This window comes from Ruegeria sp. H8 (genome assembly GCF_056532905.1).
Window position 1 is genome coordinate 149,013 of record NZ_JBQFNY010000002.1, and the last position, 18,523, is coordinate 167,535.

An 18,523-nucleotide genomic window follows, 5' to 3' on the forward strand; every position below is an offset into this window, starting at 1 on the left:
TTTCCGGGGCTGACAGGGTGTATCGGCGCGACGAATTCTGCGCCCGAAGGGATATTCCATGCACGCCTATCGCAGCCACACCTGCGCCGCCTTGACCGCCGCCAATGTTGGAGAAACCGTTCGCCTGTCCGGTTGGGTGCATCGGGTTCGAGATCATGGGGGCGTGCTGTTCATCGATCTTCGCGACCATTTCGGCGTAACCCAGATCCTGTGCGACGGCGACAGCGCCGCCTTTGCCGAGCTTGAAAAGGTGCGGTCCGAATGGTGCATCCGTATCGACGGCACCGTCAAAGCCCGTGACCCGGACCTGGTGAACCCGAAACTGCCCACCGGCGAGATCGAGGTTTACGTACGCGAACTGGAAGTTCTGGGGGCCGCCGACGAATTGCCGCTGATGGTCTTCGGCGATCAGGAATACCCCGAGGAAACCCGCCTGCGCTATCGCTATCTGGACCTGCGCCGCGAGGCGATGCAACGGAACATGACCCTGCGCTCGGACGTGGTTGCGTCCATGCGCAAACGGATGTGGGATCAGGGCTTTCGCGAGTATCAGACGCCGATCATCACCGCCTCGTCACCCGAAGGCGCGCGCGACTTTCTGGTGCCTTCGCGCCTGCATCCGGGCAAATTCTATGCGTTGCCGCAAGCCCCGCAGCAGTTCAAGCAGCTGATCATGGTGTCAGGCTTCGACAAGTATTTCCAGATTGCACCCTGTTTCCGGGACGAAGATCCACGGGCAGACAGGTCGCCCACCGACTTCTACCAGCTGGATCTCGAGATGTCCTTTGTCGAGCAGCAGGACGTGTTCGACGTCATTCAACCTGTTCTGACCGGCGTGTTCGAAGAATTTGGCGGCGGTCGAAAGGTTGATCAGGACTGGCCGCAAATTTCCTACAAGGACGCGGCGCTGTGGTACGGCACCGACAAGCCGGACCTGCGGAACCCCATCAAGATGCAGGTTGTATCCGAGCATTTCCGCGGTTCCGGTTTCGCGATCTTCGCCAAGCTGCTTGAACAGGAAGGCACCGAGATCCGCGCGATCCCCGCGCCGGGCGGCGGCAGCCGCAAGTTCTGCGACCGCATGAACGCCTTTGCCCAGAAAGAGGGCCTGCCGGGCATGGGCTATATCTTCTGGCGCGATCAGGGTGAGGGGATGGAGGCTGCAGGACCGCTGGCCAAGAACATCGGCCCCGAACGCACCGAGGCAATCCGTCAGCAACTGGGTCTGGGTGTCGGCGATGCAGCCTTCTTCCTGGGTGGCAAGCCAAAAACCTTTGAAAAGGTTGCCGGCAAGGCGCGTGACATGATCGGTGAGGAATTGAACCTGACCGAAAAAGACCGTTTTGCTTTTGCCTGGATCGTCGATTTCCCGATCTATGAACAGGACGAGGAAACCGGCGCGATCGATTTCGAACACAACCCGTTCTCGATGCCGCAGGGCGGTATGGAGGCGTTGAAGGGCAACCCGCTGGATGTGCGCGGCTACCAGTATGATCTGGCGTGCAACGGGTACGAGCTGGTTTCAGGCGCGATCCGGAACCACAAGCCGGAAATCATGCTGAAAGCCTTTGAACTGGCAGGCTATGGCGAGGATGAAGTGAAATCCCGCTTTGGTGCCCTGTTCAATGCCTTCCACTACGGCGCCCCGCCACACGGTGGATGCGCGGCTGGTATCGACCGGATCGTGATGTTGCTGGCAGATGAGGCCAATATCCGCGAAGTCATGATGTTCCCGATGAACCAGCGCGCCGAAGATCTGATGATGGACGCACCTTCGGACCCGACCTCGGATCAGTTGATGGAGCTGGGTCTTCGCATTATCCCTCAGGACCAGTAAAAAATATCCCTTAGGACCAGTAAAAACCGCCCGCTTGCCGCAGGCGGTTTTTTTTGCACGCAGGCAGTCTGTGTCAGTCCAGCGGGTCTTTCAGATTGGTTCGGTTGACGCGGATGGAACGCGCGGCCTGCCGTGTTTGGCGGTACAGCCAGATGCACAAAAGGGTTGCAGTGATAAAATAGGCTGTCACCATTTCAGATCGCCTCTCGCTGTTCCAGTCGGTTCTGCACCATCCCCGCAACCTGCGCCGCCTGCGCCATGATCGGCGTCCCGTTTGCGCGTGACAATGCCAGCTTTCGCGCTGCTTCCGCCAAGGGCCTGTCATTTGCCTCGCGCGCGACGCCGTGCAGGAACTGTGCGGCGTAGTCCAATGTACGGTGATCGTTGGGACCAGCGAGCACATCAGCGATATGGGCCATGTCGTCCTGATAGGCCAGAGGGTCCGGGCGAATGATTTCATCGCGCACGGCATGAAGCCCGCTGGGCCGCCGGTCCTCTGGCAGGCGTTCCAGAATGGATTTTTGAAAATGTGACATTGATTTTAGCGGCTTGGACAAAAAACCATCCGCGCCGGCCGCCAGAGCCATGTCTTCGCTGCCGTCATCGCCCGAAAGGCCCATGATGACACTGATACGGGGCGTGGCCTCGGCCAATTCGGCGATCAGTTCGGCGCCGGAACCGTCCGGCAGGCCCATATCGACCAGGATGACCGAAGGCCGATAGATCTGTAGGTGCCTTCGGGCCGATTTCAGGCAATCCGCACGGCGAATGCGCGCGCCGCTGTGTAGGCACATCAGGCGGATGGCATCGCAAGCGTACCGGCTGTCTTCGACAACCAATATGGTTTGACCCAGCAAGGGTCGAGTCGCGGTGGGCGCGGCGGTGGTGGTGGCAAGTAGGCCCGAATCGTCCATGGCGGCTCTCCTATGCAGCAGATGCTTCACGCTAGGAACTTCTGGCTAACACGACGTTAACGCGCGATTTGGCGCACTTGTCCTTTGGCGGATCAGCCCCCATAACCCATGCAACGCAGGACAGCAGGAGTGAGACATGATTGGACGTCTGAACCACGTCGCCATCGCCGTACCGGATCTTGAGGCGGCGTCCGAGCAATACCGTAACGCGCTGGGCGCCAAAGTCGGCGCGCCGCAGGACGAGCCGGATCATGGTGTCACGGTCGTGTTCATTGAACTGCCCAACACCAAGATCGAACTTCTGTATCCGCTGGGTGATGACAGCCCGATCAACGGGTTTTTGGAAAAGAACCCGGCCGGCGGCATCCACCATGTGTGTTACGAGGTCGAGGATATCATCGCTGCCCGTGATCATCTGAAAGCGACCGGAGCCCGTGTTCTGGGATCAGGTGAGCCCAAGATCGGTGCGCATGGTAAACCGGTTCTGTTTCTGCACCCCAAGGATTTCAATGGCTGCCTGGTCGAGCTGGAGCAGGTATAATCCCCCAGCCCCGGAGGGCCTGAAATGACCATTACTGCCGCGCTGGTGTTGTTTGCCGTCATCTGGTTCATGACGTTGTTGGTGGTGCTGCCCATTCGCATCAAAACCCAGGGCGATCTGGGTGACATCGTTCCCGGCACGCATGCGGGCGCGCCGGAAGTGCATCACATGAAAAGAAAGATGTGGATCACCACCGGTATCTCTGTGGTTCTGTGGGCGATCATCGCTGGAATCATCCTGTCGGGCGTGATCTCGGTGCGGGATTTCGACTGGCTGAACCAGTTGGAGCCAAGGTAATCCCCGTCAGGCCTTTTGGCCTGACAAGGCATGATAGATATGGGTGAACGTGGCGGCCCCGATGATCGGGATCACCAGGTTCACCAGCGGCACTGAAAGCGGAATGGCCATCAATGTGCCCGCCACCCAGATCGTCGTTGAATGTTTGGCCCGCAGCTTGCGCGCGCCATCGCGCCCGATCCTTCGCATCGCGGCAAGGGTAAAGTATTCACGCCCCAGCAAAAATCCGTTCATCGCCCAGAAGATGAAAGGCGCAAGCGGGGTGAAAATCGCATAGAGGATCAGCGCCAGCAGGTTTGCCACAATCAGAACGCCAAGGAAGCTGAGACCGTCCATAAGCGCCTCTGAGGCCGGGATGCGCTGTGCGGGCGGCAACGCCGGAAAATGCTTGTCCTCAACCGCCTGTGCCACCTCGTCCAGAAAGATCGAGGTGATGGCCGACGCGACCGGCACCATCAGAAAAACGGGCAGGATCAGGACGAGCACGATACCGGAATAGTTCAGAACGTCGTTCAGCCACGGCACAGCCCCCACAAACGGCAGTGAGATTTCGCTGCCTGACAGCCAGTTGATCAACCAGATCGCACCTGCACAGGCCAGAACCAGCAGCAGAATGGTCAGACCCACGCCGCGCAGCAATACGGCGCGAAACCTGGGGTCTCCGGTCTGGCCAAGTGCGCTGAAAAAGGCGTTCAGGATGATCATTCCGTAACCCACTCTGTCAACGCGGCCACGTCGGGCCGGGGGCGTTCCGGAGGGGTCGCTCCCTCGGTGGCGATATGAATCAAACCGGCCACGCGTTCGTTTTCGGCAAGCCCGAAAGCATCGACACAGAATTCGCGATCATGTGTTTGCCAACCCGACAGCCAATTGGCGCCCCAGCCCGCAGCCAGCGCGGCATTCAGCAGCGCCAGACAGACCGCGCCAGCAGAGTAGGATTGTTCGATGGCCGGAATCTTTTCGGATTGTTTGCGAACCTCGATGACCGCGACGGCCAGATGCCCCATATCGAACTGGCTGCGCGCCTTGGCGATGTCTTCCGCGCTTTTGTTCAGCCTTTGTCCGCAGGCCTCTGTCAGGGTTGCCAGGCGTGGCATCGCGCCCTTTTCCAGAACGATAAATCGCCAGGGCTCCAGTTTGCCGTGATCGGGGCTGCGGGCTGCGGCCGTCAGCAACGGCAGCAACTCTTCCCGGGTTGGGGCCGGAGCAACCAGTGTCTTGGCCGGCCGGGACCGGCGCGACTGCAAAAACTCCAGAGCGGCGGGGTTTTTCAGGGACATATGTTAACTTCCTTTACATCGGGACTCTGTATCTTGGTCGGTATTCTGCCCGTTTCAAGGGCACGCCAATGGATTGCTTGGATCAATTTCATTACGACGTGCTTCGTGCAAGACTTTGAGAAAAAAGAGGAGACAATGGCGAAACCCAAACTGCGCGATCTGCCGGATCTCAGCGCGATGGCGCAGGCCGGGGCCGTTTTCAAACTGAAGGTGACGCCCAAGGCGGCCCGCGATCGGGTGAGCGTCGAAGACGGTCAGATCAAGGTATCCGTTACGGCCCCGCCGGAAAACGGCAAGGCCAACAGGGCCGTGCAGTTGCTGCTTGCAGAATGTCTTGGCGTCGCGCCCTCGACCCTGACGCTGAAGCAGGGGCAAGCCGCACGGATCAAGCTTTTTTCCTATGACCCCTGAGGTCCGGTTTCGCGGATTTGATAAACACCTTCGGGCAGATCCAGCGCGGCCGCCAGATCCCGCACCTGCTCGGGCGACAACGTGATCTTCTGTATTTGATCGGTGCGGGGATCAAGTTGTTCCAGCGTGACGCATTCCGCGAAATTGTTGATCACCACATCTTCCTGCAAAGGTTGTTCACCTTCGTCCACAAGCGTAATGACCGTCGAGTCGAATTCATGCTCAATCGTAAACATGAGGCCAGAGTGCAAGCCGCCGGGGCGCAATGCAAGCCGTTCGTTGAACCGGCGGTGTGGTTTCGCCGGCACGGGCGTACTATGTTGAAATCACGGCCATTCGGTCTCAAAGGATATGACATGCACAGATGGTTTGTTTTTTTGCTGTCCCTGCTGCTTGCGGCATGTGGAGAGGGGGCCTTGCGCGTCCAACCCGCCGAGGAATGGCGGGGGGATGAGCCTGAGGCCGAACCGATGGTGCAAACCTTCCGAGAGGTCAGTCGGGCCGTTGGGGCGGAAGCCCGCAGACAGTGTCTGAAACAGACGACCGGGCAGAATTGCGACTTTCGGATTCTTGTCGACTTGAACCCACAGGCTTCGGTCAATGCATTCCAGACGCTGGATGAAAACAAGCAGCCGGTGATCATATTCACCCGCTCGATGATCGAATCCACCCAGAACGCGGATGAACTGGCGTTTGTCATGGGGCATGAAGCAGCCCACCACGTGTTGGGGCACATCGCCAGGCAGAGTGAAATCGCCAGCGCCAGCGCGGCTGAGTTCGGGCGGGTGGCAGAGTTGCGCGGCGGGGACGCCGCCGCCATTGAAGAGGCGCAAAAGCTGGGCGCGCAGGTCGGCGTTCAGGCTTATGTGAAAGACTTTGAGCTGGAGGCAGACCAGTTGGGAACCATCATCACGTATAATGCGGGATACAATCCGTTGGTCGGGGCAAGGTTCTTTGATCGCATCCCGGATCCCGGTGACAGGTTTTTGGGAACCCACCCACCAAATGCACAACGTGTGCAGATCGTGCGGGAAACAGCAGAGCAATTGGGTTTGTCCCAATGAGCCGACTCACATGCCTGGGTGTCGTCCTGACGGATCGCGGCTCGAAATACGCGGTGTCTGGGGCGCAGGTCACGACGCGGGCTGAAATCGACGCGGTTCTGAACGATTTGAAATCCGACAAGAGCTATGCCAAGGCTACGCACAACACCTGGGCTGCGACTTTGCCGACCGGCGCGTTGAAAGCTGACGACGGGGAAAGCGGCGCGGGCATGGTGATCCTTCGGATGATCGAACGCGCCGGGCTGAAAAATCACTTAATAGTCGTGACGCGCTGGTATGGGGGCAAGAAATTGGGCGGGGACCGCTTTCGCCGTGTTCAGGATGCCACGCGGGCCTATCTGGATCACATCGGCGTCCAATCTTGACCTGAGTCAATGTTTGCCTTCGCGGATGCGCTACCCTTTGGACACAGCGTGAAAGCGAAAGGAAACAGCATGCCCACCCACGAGACCCTGCGGCTGCATGCCGGATTGGTGGACGATATGGCCAGAATGCTGGACATTGATCTTGAGGAAGCCGCCATTGATGGTTCCGTTTCCGTGGACCAGATCTCTGATGCTGTTTTGCGCTGTACCGACTGCCCGAACCCGGATCACTGCAAGAGTTTGCTGAACGATCCCGGATCTGCTCGGCGGACGCCCGAATACTGCCGAAATCAGGAATTGCTTCACAATCTCCTGCCTTGACACAAAGGTCTGCCATGACACATCTGGGCGAAATCATGACCCATCTGCGCTTGGTGTTGCGTATGGGGCAAGCAACCGGAACCGACTTGGCCGCAGCCTATCGGAAAGGTCATCTGAAACAGGAAGAATGGGCTGAAATCGTGCAGCAGTGTCGCGGCTGTTCTTGGGCCAAGGACTGCCCGGAATGGTTGGAACGGCACGAGCAGGTTGAACTGGCGCCGTCGACATGCCCGAATCGCAAGTACTTTGCCGCCCTCAAAACCAAGCAGGTGGAGAACGCTTGATGTCTCAGGTCGCGTTGGGGGAAATCGAAAAGCACTTTTGGCTTACACGCTCGGTGTCGCGCTGCATGGGCATTTCAATGACCGAAGCGATGGCCGAAGGACGTCTTTCACCCGAAAAATACGCTGAACTTGTCACACGGTGCCGCGCTGCCGGATGTGATGTGCAATGCGAGTTTTGGCTTGCCCGGCAACAGGGCACAGCGACCACTGCCCCGGATTTTTGCCCCAATGCCGAGATACTGAATGGGTTGAAAACCTGATCAAAGCCCGTTGTGTGTTCCGTCGCACAAAGGCGGTTTCGAACTGTGTTTGCACCCGCAAAAGAAGACCTTTTTGCTGCTTTCCGCCGTATATTTCACGGGCTCTGACCCGGTGCCTTTGTGCGATCCGTCGCAAAACGGCTGGCGGCTGGATTTGCCGCAGGCGCACCAGAAATAGGTTTTCCCTTCGACGACCTCGACCGGAAAGGGCGATTTTAGGGCAATGATGGGTGCGTTTGACATGTGGCTTCTCCGTCTTTGGCTGAATTCGCTGCAACAATTTAGGGCGCCGGAGTCAGAAGGATAGGTTTTACGCCTCAAAGAACATCATTGCGTCATTGGATTGGCATGGATTCGCTGTGACTCACGAAGACGTGATCGATTCAGTTGCCAGATTGTCGTTCAGCCCGTATTCTTAACTTGGCCCCGAAAAGCTGGGCAATATCAGAAAAGTAATAAAGGATTGACGGACATGAAACTGAAACTCGCTGCCGTTGGCGCATTTGCACTGATCCTGACTGCCTGTGCGCAGCAGGAAGAACCGACACCTGTTTACGTTCAGCCCAGCTATGACAAAGCCGGCACACCCAGCTGTCCGGGTGGTTATCAATTGGCCACAACCGAGGCTGGCCAGACGGTCTGTGACCCAATCACTCAGTAAGCCATTCGCAGGCGGCCCGGACCCGGACCGCCTGTACGCTTTCGGGAAAAACCGTCACCAGTTGTGGCGGTTTTTTCTTGCCTGCGATTTCGCGGCTATCGGATAGGTTGCGTTCTTCGCGTTGCGCGAACCCTGTTTAGTGCCTTTTGAGGCCGTAGGTATGCTTGAACTTGAATGACTTGAATTTCTGTCGCTTGACCGACCCATAGGGGATATGCCTGAGGACACGCCGTTTGGGAGCGGTGTATCGATAAACAGGGGCCGGCTTTTTGATATGCGCCTTGGGCCGCTTGACATGTGACTTGGCCTTCGGGGCCACGTAATACCGGTTTATCTTGTGACGGCCGTTTTTTGTGAAAGCTTAGATGTTTGCCGCCAACCGTAATGAATCCGGCAGAGCCGACCTGTGTAGGCTGGGCGTAACCGGGGGTGGCCACGAAATGCGCAGCGATCAGGAAAACCACGCAATTCAGGCCAAGCTTGAAGATACGAGACATGAAAACCTCCATGATTGGCTTTCAGTCCAAGATCGGGTCTGACCGCGTGTTCGGCCAGTAAACTCGGTTCACGCTTTGCCCATATGCCGTGTGCTCGACCGCGGTGTCAGACCTTAGACGGGCTTACCCCACAAATCGTATTCTCCGGCCTCGTCCACTTCGACCGTGACGATGTCACCGGGCCTGAGGTTTTCGAACCCTTCATCGATGAACAGGTTGCCGTCGATCTCGGGCGCGTCTGCCTTGGTGCGGCAGGTGGCGGCCTCGTCGTCGACCTCGTCCACGATCACCTCAAGCGTCTGTCCGACCTTCGCCTGCAACTTGGCCTCCGAGATCGCCTGAGCCTTTTCCATGAAGCGATCCCAGCGTTCCTGCTTGATTTCGGCCGGAACGTGATCGGGCAGGTCGTTCGAGCGCGCGCCATCCACGTTTTCATACTGAAAACACCCGACACGATCCAGTTGTGCCTCGTCCATCCAGTCCAGCAGGGTCTGAAATTCGTCTTCGGTCTCGCCCGGATAGCCGACGATAAAGGTCGATCGCAGGGTGATACCCGGGCAGATCGCGCGCCAGGCCTTGATTTCATCCAGCGTTCTGGCCGACGCGGCCGGGCGTGCCATGCGTTTCAGAACGTCCGGGTGGGCGTGTTGAAACGGGATATCCAGATAAGGCAGCACGTTGCACCCGGCATCCGCCATCAGCGGAATCAGGTCCCGCACATGCGGATAGGGATACACATAGTGCAGCCGCACCCAGGCATCCAACTGCCCCAGTTCACGCGCCAGATCGGTGATATGGCTGCGTACTTCACCGTCTTTCCAAGGGTTCACATCGTATTTGCGGTCCAGCCCGTAGGCCGAGGTGTCCTGCGAAATCACCAGCAATTCACGCACGCCATTGTCGACCAGCTTTTCCGCCTCGCGCAGAACCGCATGCGCGGGGCGGCTGGCCAGCTTTCCGCGCATGTCGGGGATGATGCAGAACTTGCACTTGTGGTTGCAGCCCTCGGAAATTTTCAGATAGCTGTAATGGCGCGGCGTCAACTGCACGCTGCTGGCGGGTAACAGGTCCACGAACGGATCAGGGTCGGGTGGCACGGCGGCGTGCACCGCATCCAGCACCTGCTCGTATTGGTGCGGGCCGGTGACAGCCATGATGCGGGGGTGATGCTCGCGAATGTAATCCGGTTCTGCGCCCAGACAGCCGGTTACGATGACCTTGCCGTTTTCCACCAGCGCCTCTCCGATCGCGTCCAGCGATTCCGCCTTGGCGCTGTCAAGGAACCCGCAGGTGTTCACAATGACGGCATCGGCCCCGGCATAATCTGGCGAAATGCCGTATCCTTCGGCACGCAGCCGGGTCAGAATGCGTTCACTGTCGACCAACGCCTTTGGGCAGCCCAAGGACACCATACCGATGGTCGGCTGGTTTGATTGGGGCGTCTCGGTGATCCGGGCAGCAGGCGCCAGGTCGGGGCGGAGGTTTGGCGGGTTTGTCGTCATGCGCGGCATATAGTGGGGAAAGCTTCCCCTTGCAAATGTGACGTGTGATTTGAATGATCACGGCAATGACAAGCCAAAAGGCGGAGAGCAGACTATGAAATGGCTGATGCGCATCCTGTTTATTGTTGTGGCCGTGGTCGCGTTGATCATCGGCGCGCTGTTGCTGATGCCGGGGGAGAAGCTCGCCGCGATTCTGGCCGAGCAGGTCAAGGCGCAGACCGGGAGGGATCTGACACTGACCGGCGATGTGCGCATATCCTTCTGGCCGGTGGTCGGGATGGAGACCGGGCCGGTGCGTTTCGGCAACGCAAGCTGGGCCGGACCGGAGCCGATGCTCAGCGCGGATAGCCTGGCCGTCGGGGTGGACGCTGCCGGGCTGTTGAACGGGGATCTGCGGATCAAACGTGTTTTTGCAAACAATCCCGTGTTGCGGTTGGAACGATCCGATGGGCGCGGCAATTGGGAATTGAGCACCCCGACAACAGCGACAACTGCGGCCACGACCGGGGGCACCACGCCCGCTGAACCATCGGGGCAGGTCACGCTGGATCAACTGGAGCTGACAAATGCACGGCTGATTTACGTGGAAAATGGCGTCACGCAGATGGACTTCTCGGGCGTGACACTATCTACAAGCTGGCCCGAGGTGACGGCCCCGTTGGTGATGGAGGCCGCCATGCCAGTGCCCGGAGGTGCGGTTCAGGTTGATCTGAAAATCCCGGATTTACCGGCTTTTGCGGCCGGGTCAGTGACTGATCTGGAACTGGCGTTGACGGCTCCGGGCGGCGAGATCGGATTTGAAGGACGCGTCAATCTTACGGGTGAAATGGATGGAACGACCAATGTGGTGACTCGGGACACGGAAAGGATGCTTGCCGCCTTCGGTCAGGCTGGCACATCCGTACCGCCCGGATTGGGCAAAATCGCCGACATTTCAGCGCATATGACGTATACGCAGGACGGTCGGATTTCCATGCGGAACATGGTTGCGCAATTGGATGACAACCGGTTTGTGGGCGAGGCGGATATCACCATCTCGGACCCGCCGCGTATCGTGGCCCGTCTGGAAGCCGGTGATTTGGATCTGTCGCGGATTTCCGAAACCGCTTCTGCCTCAGGCGGTACGTCTCAGGCAAACGCTCCTGCACCTGAGGGGTGGTCGAAGGACCCTATCGACGCGTCTGCTCTGGCATTGGCGAACGGTAAGATCCGCCTGACGGCGAACTCGATCGCCGTGCCCGGGATGACGTTCGGCAAAAGCGATCTGACCCTGTTGCTGGATCGGTCGCGGGCCGTTCTGGAAATGCACCCGGCCACGCTGTTTGCGGGTCAGTTGCACGGTCAGGTGGTGGCCAACAACCGCAACGGCCTGTCTGTCGGCGGCAACGTGACCGCCACCGGGATCGATCTGAAACAGGCACTGACCACGATGGCCGGGGTCAAACGCCTGTCGGGAACCGCTGCGGGAGCGTTTGAGTTTCTGGGCGTCGGCCAATCCGAGGATCAGATCATGCGGTCCCTCAGCGGCAAGGGAAACTTGGATGTCGGTCCCGGAGTGATTTCCGGGCTCGATCTGGACCGATTGATGGGGCAGGGCACCGGATCAGGCGGAACCACCGTGTTCAACAGCCTGACGGCCAGTTTCACCATCGACCAGGGCGTGTTGACGAACAGCGACCTGCTCATGTCACTGAAGAATTTCCGCGCAGATGGCACCGGTACAGTGGATCTGGGGGCTCGCAACATCGACTATCTGTTCACGCCCGTGGCGCTGCGTGCCAATTCCGGGCAGGGGATATCGGTTCCCGTTCACATCAAAGGCCCCTGGAGCGATCCGGCGATCAAGCCGGACCTGACCAAGGTGATCGAGGCGGCCGCGGATGTGAAGGTCAAGGAACTGGAAGACGACGCCAAACAGAAGGTTTTTGAAAAGGTCGGCAACGAATTGGATACGACGATCACCGACAGTGATCAGATCGAAGACGCCATCAAGAATAAACTTGAAGAAGAGGCAAAAAAAGGTCTGCTTAAATTATTCGGCGGCGACTGAGCAACCATCGTGCTTGGGGCATCGTGATATGCCCCAAGCAGTTGTGTTCAGATGGTTTGGTCGTAATCGCCGACACCGGGCTCGGTTCGGATGACGGCGTCAATGTCCGCGAAGATGGCGCGCATCTCAGCCTCGCTTTCGCTGCTTTCACAGACGACGACCAGATTGGGGGTATTGGACGAAGCCCGCACCAGGCCCCAGCTTCCGTTGTCCAGAATCACGCGTGCGCCGTTCACCGTGACCACTTCTTTGATTGCGCGGCCAGCGAGTGTTTCGCCCGCATCTCCCTTGGCGACCAGCTTGTCGACCAGCCGCTGAAGGATTTCATATTTCTCGGTATCGGCGGCGTGGGGCGACATCGTGGGGGTGGACCAGGTCTTGGGCAGGGCCTTGCGCAGGTCCGACATGCTTTTGCCCGGGTTGCGGTCCATCAGTTTGCAGATTTCGACTGCGACACGCATTCCACAGTCGTATCCACGCCCGATCGGTTCGGCCAAAAAGTAGTGGCCTGATTTTTCGAACCCTGCCAGTGCCCCGATTTCCTTGACGCGGCGCTTCATGTGGCTGTGGCCGGTCTTCCAGTAATCGGCTTTGACACCCAGTGCCTGTAACTCGGGGTCGCTGGCAAACAGACCGGTGGATTTGACATCGGCCACAAAGGTCGATCCGGGATGAAGTTTGGCCAGATCACGCGCCATGATCACGCCAACCTTGTCGGCAAAGATCTCCTCACCCTCATCATCGACGACGCCGCAGCGGTCTCCGTCACCGTCAAACCCAAGCGCCAGATCGGCACCGCTGGATTTCACCGTGGCGGCCATGTCGTGCAACATCTCCATGGCTTCCGGGTTCGGGTTGTAGTTGGGGAACGTATAGTCCAGCCGGTTATGGCTGGGCACGAGCTCAACCCCGATCCGTTCGAAAATCTCGGGCGCAAAGGCCGAAGCCGTACCATTCCCGGTTGCGCAAACCACTTTCAGCGGGCGGGACATTTTGAAATCGCCGACCAGATCGTCGATATAGGCCTCTTTGACGCCATCGACGAACTCGTACGAGCCGCCTTCGCGCGCGACGCCCTCGCCGTTCAGTACGATGTCCCGCAGTTCCGACATTTCATCCGGGCCATGGGTCAGCGGGCGGTCAAATCCCATTTTGACCCCGGTCCAGCCGTTCGGGTTGTGGCTGGCGGTGACCATGGCCACTGCGGGCACATCCAGATGGAACTGCGCAAAATAGGCCATGGGGCTGAGGGCCGGGCCGATGTCTTTGACACGGATACCAGCCTGCATCAGGCCCAGCATCAGGGCATTCTTGATCGCCAGTGAATAGTCGCGATAGTCGTTGCCGACTGCGATCACAGGCTCGATCCCGCGCCTGTGCATCTGTGTGCCAAGCCCCAGCCCAAGTGCGGTCATGCCGGGCAGGTTGATCTCTTCAGGATATTTCCAACGGGCATCGTATTCACGGAACCCGGTGGGCGTGATCATCGCGTCGCGCAGAAAGTTCCAGCTGTTGGGTGTTACCTCGGTGAGGGGTTTGATCATAACAAGTCTCAATCGTTAAATCTGTATCGGATTCGCTTTAGCAAGCGCATCAAATCGCATCAATGTGTCAACAAGTTGGGGCATCTGGTCGAGCGGGATCATATTTGGCCCGTCCGATGGGGCCGAGTCCGGGTCCTGATGGGTTTCGATGAACACGGCCCCAACACCCAGAGAAACGGCGGCGCGGGCCATTACCGGTGCAAATTCGCGTTGTCCGCCCGAAGACCCGCCCTTGCCTCCGGGTTGCTGCACGGAATGGGTGGCGTCCATCACCACCGGATACCCGGTTTTCGCCATTTGGGGCAGCGCACGCATATCGGCAACCAGCGTGTTGTAGCCAAATGAGGTGCCACGTTCGGTCAGCAGGATATTCTGATTCCCGGTACTTTCGATTTTGTCGACGATGTTGGTCATTTCCCAAGGTGCAAGGAATTGCCCCTTTTTCACATTGACCGCTTTGCCGGTGTTACCGGCCGCCAGCAGCATGTCCGTCTGACGGCACAGGAATGCCGGAATTTGCAGAACGTCCACCGCCTCGGCGGCGATGGCGCATTGCGCTTCGGTATGAACATCGGTCAGAACCGGGATACCCATCGTTTTGCGGATGTCATCCAGTACCTTCAGCCCCGCATCGATGCCCATGCCACGCTTGCCCGACAGGGATGTCCGGTTCGCCTTGTCATAAGACGCCTTGAAGACGTATTGCGCCCCGGCTGCGTCGCAGGCTTCTTTCATTTTGCCCGCAATCATCTGCGCATGGTCTGCCGTTTCAAGCTGACATGGCCCAGCTATGATGGTCAGCGGAAGGTCGTTGCCGACTGTCAGGTCGGAGATTTTAACATGTTTCATGAGTTTTATGAGGATACCTGTTCACGAAGGACCGACGCGGTAAGCGAGATCATCAGGTAGATACCAGCAAACAACAGGAATGCCAAAATCGTATTTTCGAACTTGCGCGGATAACTGGGTTCCTGACTGGGAACGGGGTTGACCGAGACGGTCAGATAGCGCACCTGCCGGTTGGCTTCGGACCGGGTCGCTTCCATTTGCTGCATTGCCGTTTGCAGCATCATGTCACGCGCCGCCAAGTCCGCCTGCGCGATCTGGATACGCACGCTCAGCCGCGCCAGCGAGTTTTCGCCGTCCGAGGCATCCTGCATCTCGGCATTCAGTTCTCTCAGAACCTTTTCCAGACGGGCGATATCTGCCTTGACGCCATCAACCTTTGCCTTGTTCGGGCGCAGGTTGTCCTGAAGCGCGGCGAGCTCAAGCTCTTTGTCCTGAACCAGTATTTCGATTTCGTTGATGCGGGCTCGCAGGCTGGCAATGACGTTTTCGGGGTCAAGAACCGCGCCCTGAAGCTGAAGCTCGATCAACTCTTCCTGAGCCTGCCTGCGCGCTTCCTGCGCCGCTTCGAAACTTTGCAGCGCGTCGCGCATCTGGTCTTCACGTTTTTTTCCGGACAAGGCATTAACCCTGTCTTCGGCATAAGAGATCAGGCGCTCGGAAAATTCGGTCGATGTCTGCGCGTCGGGGGCGGCAACCTCCATCCGAATGACCCCTTCGGTCGGGTCATAGCCGATGGTGATCATGCGTTTGAACAGCTTATAGGCGTCTTCAAGCGAGGCGTCCGGCGCCAGTCTTTGAATCGGGTCGATCCATTCCTGCTTGAAGACATCAGAAAACCCGGCATCGCGGTCCAGCAACAGCAAAGCTTCTTTCGACTCCAGGAAGGACTGAACCGAGATCGAATCCTGCGTGGTGGCGAATTGCGTACCGGCAAGAAGACCGCCGATATTGCCCGGTCCGCCATCCGCTTGCAGGATCAGGAATTCGGAATCGCTGGCATACATCGGCGTGGCGATGCGGTAGAAATAGAAGCCGACAATGAAGGTCGGCAGGAACACAAAGGCCGCCAGACGCGCAAACAGTCCAAACAATTTACGCTTGCGACGACGGGCGATGTCTTTTTGGATTTGGCCAATTTCAAAATTGCGCCGCTCAGCCGGGCTGAGCTCGGGCCCGGGCAGGTTTGTTTTCTCTGCACCCATGGCCTGCGGCAGTTGAACGTTGATCCTGTCCTTGGGTTTGTCACCCTCGTCCGACGGCCTTGCGGCGGCAAGGTCCAGAAGATTGGTGCGCTGGAAGGGGTCGATGCCCTTTTTGCGCAGCAATCGCACCGCGTCATAGTCCGACGTCGCGGCCAGACCGTGTTTCTGCGCCAGACGTCGTGCGATACGCAATTGACGGCCCGTCAGGCCTTCGCGCTTGATGTCATCCAGCTGCGTGCCGGGCTGCGCTTCGCCGGCGGCCTCGGGGCCCTGCGTCGCGTTGCGAATACGCGAGATGGCGTCCGATCGCGCCTCGGCCGAACTTTCCGTCTGGCGTCTGCGGCGCCAGTTGTATTTTCTAACCTTGGGTTTCGTAGTCATAAAGCTGCTTTGCCTCTTCCAAGGAGTCAAACATATACAATTGCCCGTCCAGAAGTACGGCCGCTTTCTGGGCGAATTTCTCCAACACGGACGGGCTGTGCGATACGATCACCAAAGTCGTCGTGCGCAACCTTTCCTTCAGGATCGCCCCTGCCTTTTCGTTGAATTCGACATCTGTTGTTGCCGGCATCCCTTCGTCGATGAGATACATGTCAAAGTCCAGCGCCAGCATCAAAGAAAAGGTGAAACGCGCCCTCATCCCAGAGGAGTAAGTGGCAAGGGGCTGGTCGAAATATTCGCCCAGACCGCAGAGCCATTTGCAGTAGGCCTCGATATAGTCGGGGTCCATACCGTAGATCTTGGCGATGTAGCGCGCGTTCTCAAGCGCTGACAGTTTTCCCGACACGCCACCGGTGAACCCCATGGGGAAAGAAACCCGGCATTCGCGACGGACCACGCCTTCGTCGGGTTTCTCCAGGCCGGCCATCATGTTGATCAACGTGGTTTTTCCGGTTCCGTTCGGGGCCAGAACGCCCAGTGAGGTGCCCAGTTCGACCCGAAACGAGACCCGATCCAGAATCACCTTGCGGCGCGTTCCGGTCCAGAAGGATTTGCTGACGTTGTCGAATTCTAGCATTCGGGGTCTGCTGCTCGTTTCGTTCGTGTTGTCGCACTTGCGGGCGGCCAGAAAGGGTATTTTTTACCGTCCCATGTTGGCTACATTATGTCGAATTATGAAACAAATGATCAATGCGGTCCGGTTGCGCGCATGAATGTCTGATTGGGTGCAGCAAAGGTTATCGGTGACTTGGTGCCGCGTCAGGTCGTTATTATCTGTTTTGGCAGCCAACAACAGACTGGATGGGCAAGGGCCTTCACGATCAGATGAACGCGTTACGTCAGGAAATCCGCGCCTGCCGCTTGTGTGCCGACAGGTTCGCGCAAACAGAAACCGCACACGAGCCGCGCCCGGTGGTCTGGTTCCGCCCCGGAACACCGATCCTTGTCGCGGGGCAGGCACCGGGCGCCCGTGTGCACGAGTCGGGGCGGCCCTTCACCGACCCGTCCGGCGACAGGCTGCGGCACTGGCTGGGGATTGGTGAGTCGGTTTTTTATGATCGCGACCGTGTTTCGATCGTACCGATGGCGTTCTGCTTTCCTGGATATGATGCGCGCAATGCTGATCTTCCGCCACCTGCGATTTGCCGCAAGACCTGGCATGACCGGGTGATGCAGGACCTGGGGCGTGTGCCGCTGACCGTTTTGGTCGGAGGTCATGCACACAAGTTTCATCTTGGCGCGCGCGGGTCGGTTACGGACACCGTCCGCAATTGGCGGGACCATGCGCCGCGGGTCTTTGCCTTGCCTCACCCGTCCTGGCGCAATACGGCATGGTTGAAGAAAAACCCGTGGTTCGAGGCTGAACTGCTGCCTGTTTTGCGTACACGGGTCCAAGAGGTGCTGAATGACTGAATCCACGGCGTTGGACACCGCGCATGCCGCGATGCAGGCGGACCCGACAAGTGATGCCGCCCGTCTGCGTTTCTTTGAACGGCTTGCCGATAGCGAGCTGTTTCTGATGCTGACCGAAGAAGCGCGGGACGAGAATATCTCGCCCGAATTGTTCGATGTGGCTGACGGGCGCTTTGTTCTGGCTTTTGATCGTGAGGACCGGCTGGCGCAGTTTGCCGGGCGGCCCGTGCCTTATGTGGCGCTGTCGGGGCGGGTGCTTTCGGGGATGCTGTCGGGGCAGGGCATCGGGCTTGGTCTGAACCTGGAGACTGCGCCATCTTCTATGCTGGTCCCGGCGGAAGCCTTGGAATGGTTAGCTGAAACGTTGCAGCACAGCCCGCAAGAGGTCGAGGAAGAGCTTGCCGAGTTTTTACCCCCTGCCGGTCTGCCGCAGAACCTGCTGACCGCGCTGGATACGAAACTAGCGACGGCGGGCGGACTTGCCAGCGCAGCCTATCTGGTTGCCACCAAGTCCAAATCGGGCGCGCAGGGCCATCTGTTGGGATTTGTCGATGCGATCGAGGGGGCCGAGCCCGCTTTGGCCAAGGCCGCGTCCGAGGCGCTGACCTTTTCCGGGATCGAGGCAGGCGCGATGGATGTCGGGTTTTTCACCGCAAGCGAGGCCGCCGCCGCGCTGTTGGCCAAGGTGGGCCTTCGGTTTGATCTGCCCCAGCCGCAAATTGCCGAAACGGTCCGCGAAGCCCCCGGCAGCAATCCTGACAACCCACCCATTCTGAAATAACCATCCAAA

The 18,523-nt window shown here is 58.6% G+C and carries 23 protein-coding genes; 13 read left to right on the forward strand and 10 right to left on the reverse strand.

All coding sequences use genetic code 11. The features are described 5' to 3' along the window. Positions 1-58 precede the first annotated feature (58 nt). On the forward strand, positions 59-1,837 hold the full coding sequence (gene aspS / locus ACR0A2_RS07110; RefSeq protein WP_480834577.1) for an aspartate--tRNA ligase: 1,779 nt from the start codon (positions 59-61) through the stop codon (positions 1,835-1,837). Between the two features lie 194 nt (positions 1,838-2,031). Here aspS and ACR0A2_RS07115 read toward each other — a convergent pair whose 3' ends face one another. After that, positions 2,032-2,751 (reverse strand): response regulator, encoded by a 720-nt coding sequence (locus tag ACR0A2_RS07115; protein ID WP_171329295.1) that lies wholly within the window; start codon positions 2,749-2,751, stop codon positions 2,032-2,034. A gap of 136 nt (positions 2,752-2,887) precedes the next feature. Between ACR0A2_RS07115 and mce the strand changes: the two genes are divergently transcribed. Beyond that, positions 2,888-3,292 carry a methylmalonyl-CoA epimerase gene (gene mce, locus ACR0A2_RS07120; RefSeq protein ID WP_170346086.1) on the forward strand — a complete coding sequence of 135 codons (405 nt, stop codon included), beginning with the start codon at positions 2,888-2,890 and terminating at the stop codon, positions 3,290-3,292. A gap of 24 nt (positions 3,293-3,316) precedes the next feature. Beyond that, positions 3,317-3,589, forward strand: a complete 273-nt coding sequence (locus ACR0A2_RS07125) for a DUF1467 family protein (RefSeq protein ID WP_117867937.1) — start codon at positions 3,317-3,319, stop codon at positions 3,587-3,589. 6 nt (positions 3,590-3,595) lie between these two features. On the opposite strand, the gene ACR0A2_RS07130 is transcribed toward ACR0A2_RS07125, so the two are convergent. Then, a complete protein-coding gene (locus ACR0A2_RS07130) occupies positions 3,596-4,294 on the reverse strand; it encodes an EI24 domain-containing protein (RefSeq protein WP_480446038.1) in 699 nt (232 codons plus the stop codon). Next, positions 4,291-4,869 (reverse strand): nitroreductase family protein, encoded by a 579-nt coding sequence (locus tag ACR0A2_RS07135; RefSeq protein WP_480619828.1) that lies wholly within the window; start codon positions 4,867-4,869, stop codon positions 4,291-4,293. The genes ACR0A2_RS07130 and ACR0A2_RS07135 overlap by 4 nt, the downstream gene beginning before the upstream one ends. A gap of 135 nt (positions 4,870-5,004) precedes the next feature. On the opposite strand from ACR0A2_RS07135, the gene ACR0A2_RS07140 reads away from it, so the two are divergent. Then, complete coding sequence (locus tag ACR0A2_RS07140) at positions 5,005-5,280, forward strand: DUF167 domain-containing protein (protein WP_171228976.1); 276 nt, start codon at positions 5,005-5,007, stop codon at positions 5,278-5,280. Here the strand turns inward: ACR0A2_RS07140 and ACR0A2_RS07145 are convergent. Beyond that, a complete protein-coding gene (locus ACR0A2_RS07145; protein ID WP_170346090.1) occupies positions 5,268-5,516 on the reverse strand; it encodes a hypothetical protein in 249 nt (82 codons plus the stop codon). The two genes, ACR0A2_RS07140 and ACR0A2_RS07145, sit on opposite strands and share 13 nt — an antisense overlap. Before the next feature lie 120 nt (positions 5,517-5,636). Here ACR0A2_RS07145 and ACR0A2_RS07150 point away from each other — a divergent pair, with 120 nt between their 5' ends. The 5 genes from ACR0A2_RS07150 (at position 5,637) to ACR0A2_RS07170 (ending at position 7,574) form a co-directional block, all read left to right on the forward strand. After that, entirely contained in the window at positions 5,637-6,344 is a 708-nt protein-coding gene (locus tag ACR0A2_RS07150) for a M48 family metallopeptidase (RefSeq protein ID WP_171118712.1), read from the forward strand. Beyond that, positions 6,341-6,709: a YigZ family protein gene (locus tag ACR0A2_RS07155; RefSeq protein WP_152458953.1), complete on the forward strand. Its 369-nt coding sequence runs from the start codon at positions 6,341-6,343 to the stop codon at positions 6,707-6,709. The genes ACR0A2_RS07150 and ACR0A2_RS07155 overlap by 4 nt, the downstream gene beginning before the upstream one ends. Positions 6,710-6,778: 69 nt before the next feature. Continuing rightward, a complete protein-coding gene (locus ACR0A2_RS07160) occupies positions 6,779-7,030 on the forward strand; it encodes a DUF6455 family protein (RefSeq protein ID WP_152458952.1) in 252 nt (83 codons plus the stop codon). Between the two features lie 14 nt (positions 7,031-7,044). Further along, positions 7,045-7,314, forward strand: coding sequence for a DUF6455 family protein (locus ACR0A2_RS07165; RefSeq protein ID WP_480834578.1), 270 nt, complete (start codon positions 7,045-7,047; stop codon positions 7,312-7,314). Beyond that, complete coding sequence (locus ACR0A2_RS07170) at positions 7,314-7,574, forward strand: DUF6455 family protein (protein WP_152458950.1); 261 nt, start codon at positions 7,314-7,316, stop codon at positions 7,572-7,574. Before ACR0A2_RS07165 ends, ACR0A2_RS07170 begins: the two co-directional genes overlap by 1 nt. Here ACR0A2_RS07170 and ACR0A2_RS07175 read toward each other — a convergent pair whose 3' ends face one another. After that, positions 7,575-7,817, reverse strand: coding sequence for a CDGSH iron-sulfur domain-containing protein (locus tag ACR0A2_RS07175; protein WP_480834579.1), 243 nt, complete (start codon positions 7,815-7,817; stop codon positions 7,575-7,577). Between the two features lie 229 nt (positions 7,818-8,046). Between ACR0A2_RS07175 and ACR0A2_RS07180 the strand changes: the two genes are divergently transcribed. After that, entirely contained in the window at positions 8,047-8,235 is a 189-nt protein-coding gene (locus ACR0A2_RS07180; protein WP_050604769.1) for a hypothetical protein, read from the forward strand. A gap of 610 nt (positions 8,236-8,845) precedes the next feature. Here ACR0A2_RS07180 and rimO read toward each other — a convergent pair. Next, positions 8,846-10,234, reverse strand: a complete 1,389-nt coding sequence (gene rimO, locus ACR0A2_RS07185; RefSeq protein ID WP_480834580.1) for a 30S ribosomal protein S12 methylthiotransferase RimO — start codon at positions 10,232-10,234, stop codon at positions 8,846-8,848. Between the two features lie 94 nt (positions 10,235-10,328). Here rimO and ACR0A2_RS07190 point away from each other — a divergent pair, with 94 nt between their 5' ends. Then, positions 10,329-12,284 (forward strand): AsmA family protein, encoded by a 1,956-nt coding sequence (locus tag ACR0A2_RS07190; RefSeq protein WP_480834581.1) that lies wholly within the window; start codon positions 10,329-10,331, stop codon positions 12,282-12,284. A gap of 47 nt (positions 12,285-12,331) precedes the next feature. Here the strand turns inward: ACR0A2_RS07190 and ACR0A2_RS07195 are convergent, their stop codons facing one another. Genes ACR0A2_RS07195 through ACR0A2_RS07210 form a run of 4 tightly spaced genes read right to left on the reverse strand, consistent with a single transcriptional unit; the run spans position 12,332 to position 16,897 of the window. After that, a complete protein-coding gene (locus ACR0A2_RS07195) occupies positions 12,332-13,828 on the reverse strand; it encodes a phosphomannomutase/phosphoglucomutase (RefSeq protein ID WP_480834582.1) in 1,497 nt (498 codons plus the stop codon). A 15-nt stretch (positions 13,829-13,843) separates the two neighbouring features. Next, positions 13,844-14,677, reverse strand: coding sequence for a 3-deoxy-8-phosphooctulonate synthase (gene kdsA, locus ACR0A2_RS07200; RefSeq protein ID WP_171228967.1), 834 nt, complete (start codon positions 14,675-14,677; stop codon positions 13,844-13,846). 5 nt (positions 14,678-14,682) lie between these two features. Then, on the reverse strand, positions 14,683-16,260 hold the full coding sequence (locus ACR0A2_RS07205; protein ID WP_152458944.1) for a KpsE/RkpR family capsule polysaccharide export protein: 1,578 nt from the start codon (positions 16,258-16,260) through the stop codon (positions 14,683-14,685). Next, positions 16,238-16,897: an ABC transporter ATP-binding protein gene (locus ACR0A2_RS07210; RefSeq protein WP_152458943.1), complete on the reverse strand. Its 660-nt coding sequence runs from the start codon at positions 16,895-16,897 to the stop codon at positions 16,238-16,240. The genes ACR0A2_RS07205 and ACR0A2_RS07210 overlap by 23 nt, the downstream gene beginning before the upstream one ends. A 224-nt stretch (positions 16,898-17,121) precedes the next feature. Here ACR0A2_RS07210 and ACR0A2_RS07215 point away from each other — a divergent pair, with 224 nt between their 5' ends. Continuing rightward, positions 17,122-17,733, forward strand: a complete 612-nt coding sequence (locus tag ACR0A2_RS07215) for a uracil-DNA glycosylase family protein (protein WP_480834583.1) — start codon at positions 17,122-17,124, stop codon at positions 17,731-17,733. Beyond that, a complete protein-coding gene (locus ACR0A2_RS07220; RefSeq protein ID WP_480834584.1) occupies positions 17,726-18,514 on the forward strand; it encodes an SseB family protein in 789 nt (262 codons plus the stop codon). Before ACR0A2_RS07215 ends, ACR0A2_RS07220 begins: the two co-directional genes overlap by 8 nt. The last annotated feature ends 9 nt before the right edge of the window (positions 18,515-18,523 follow it).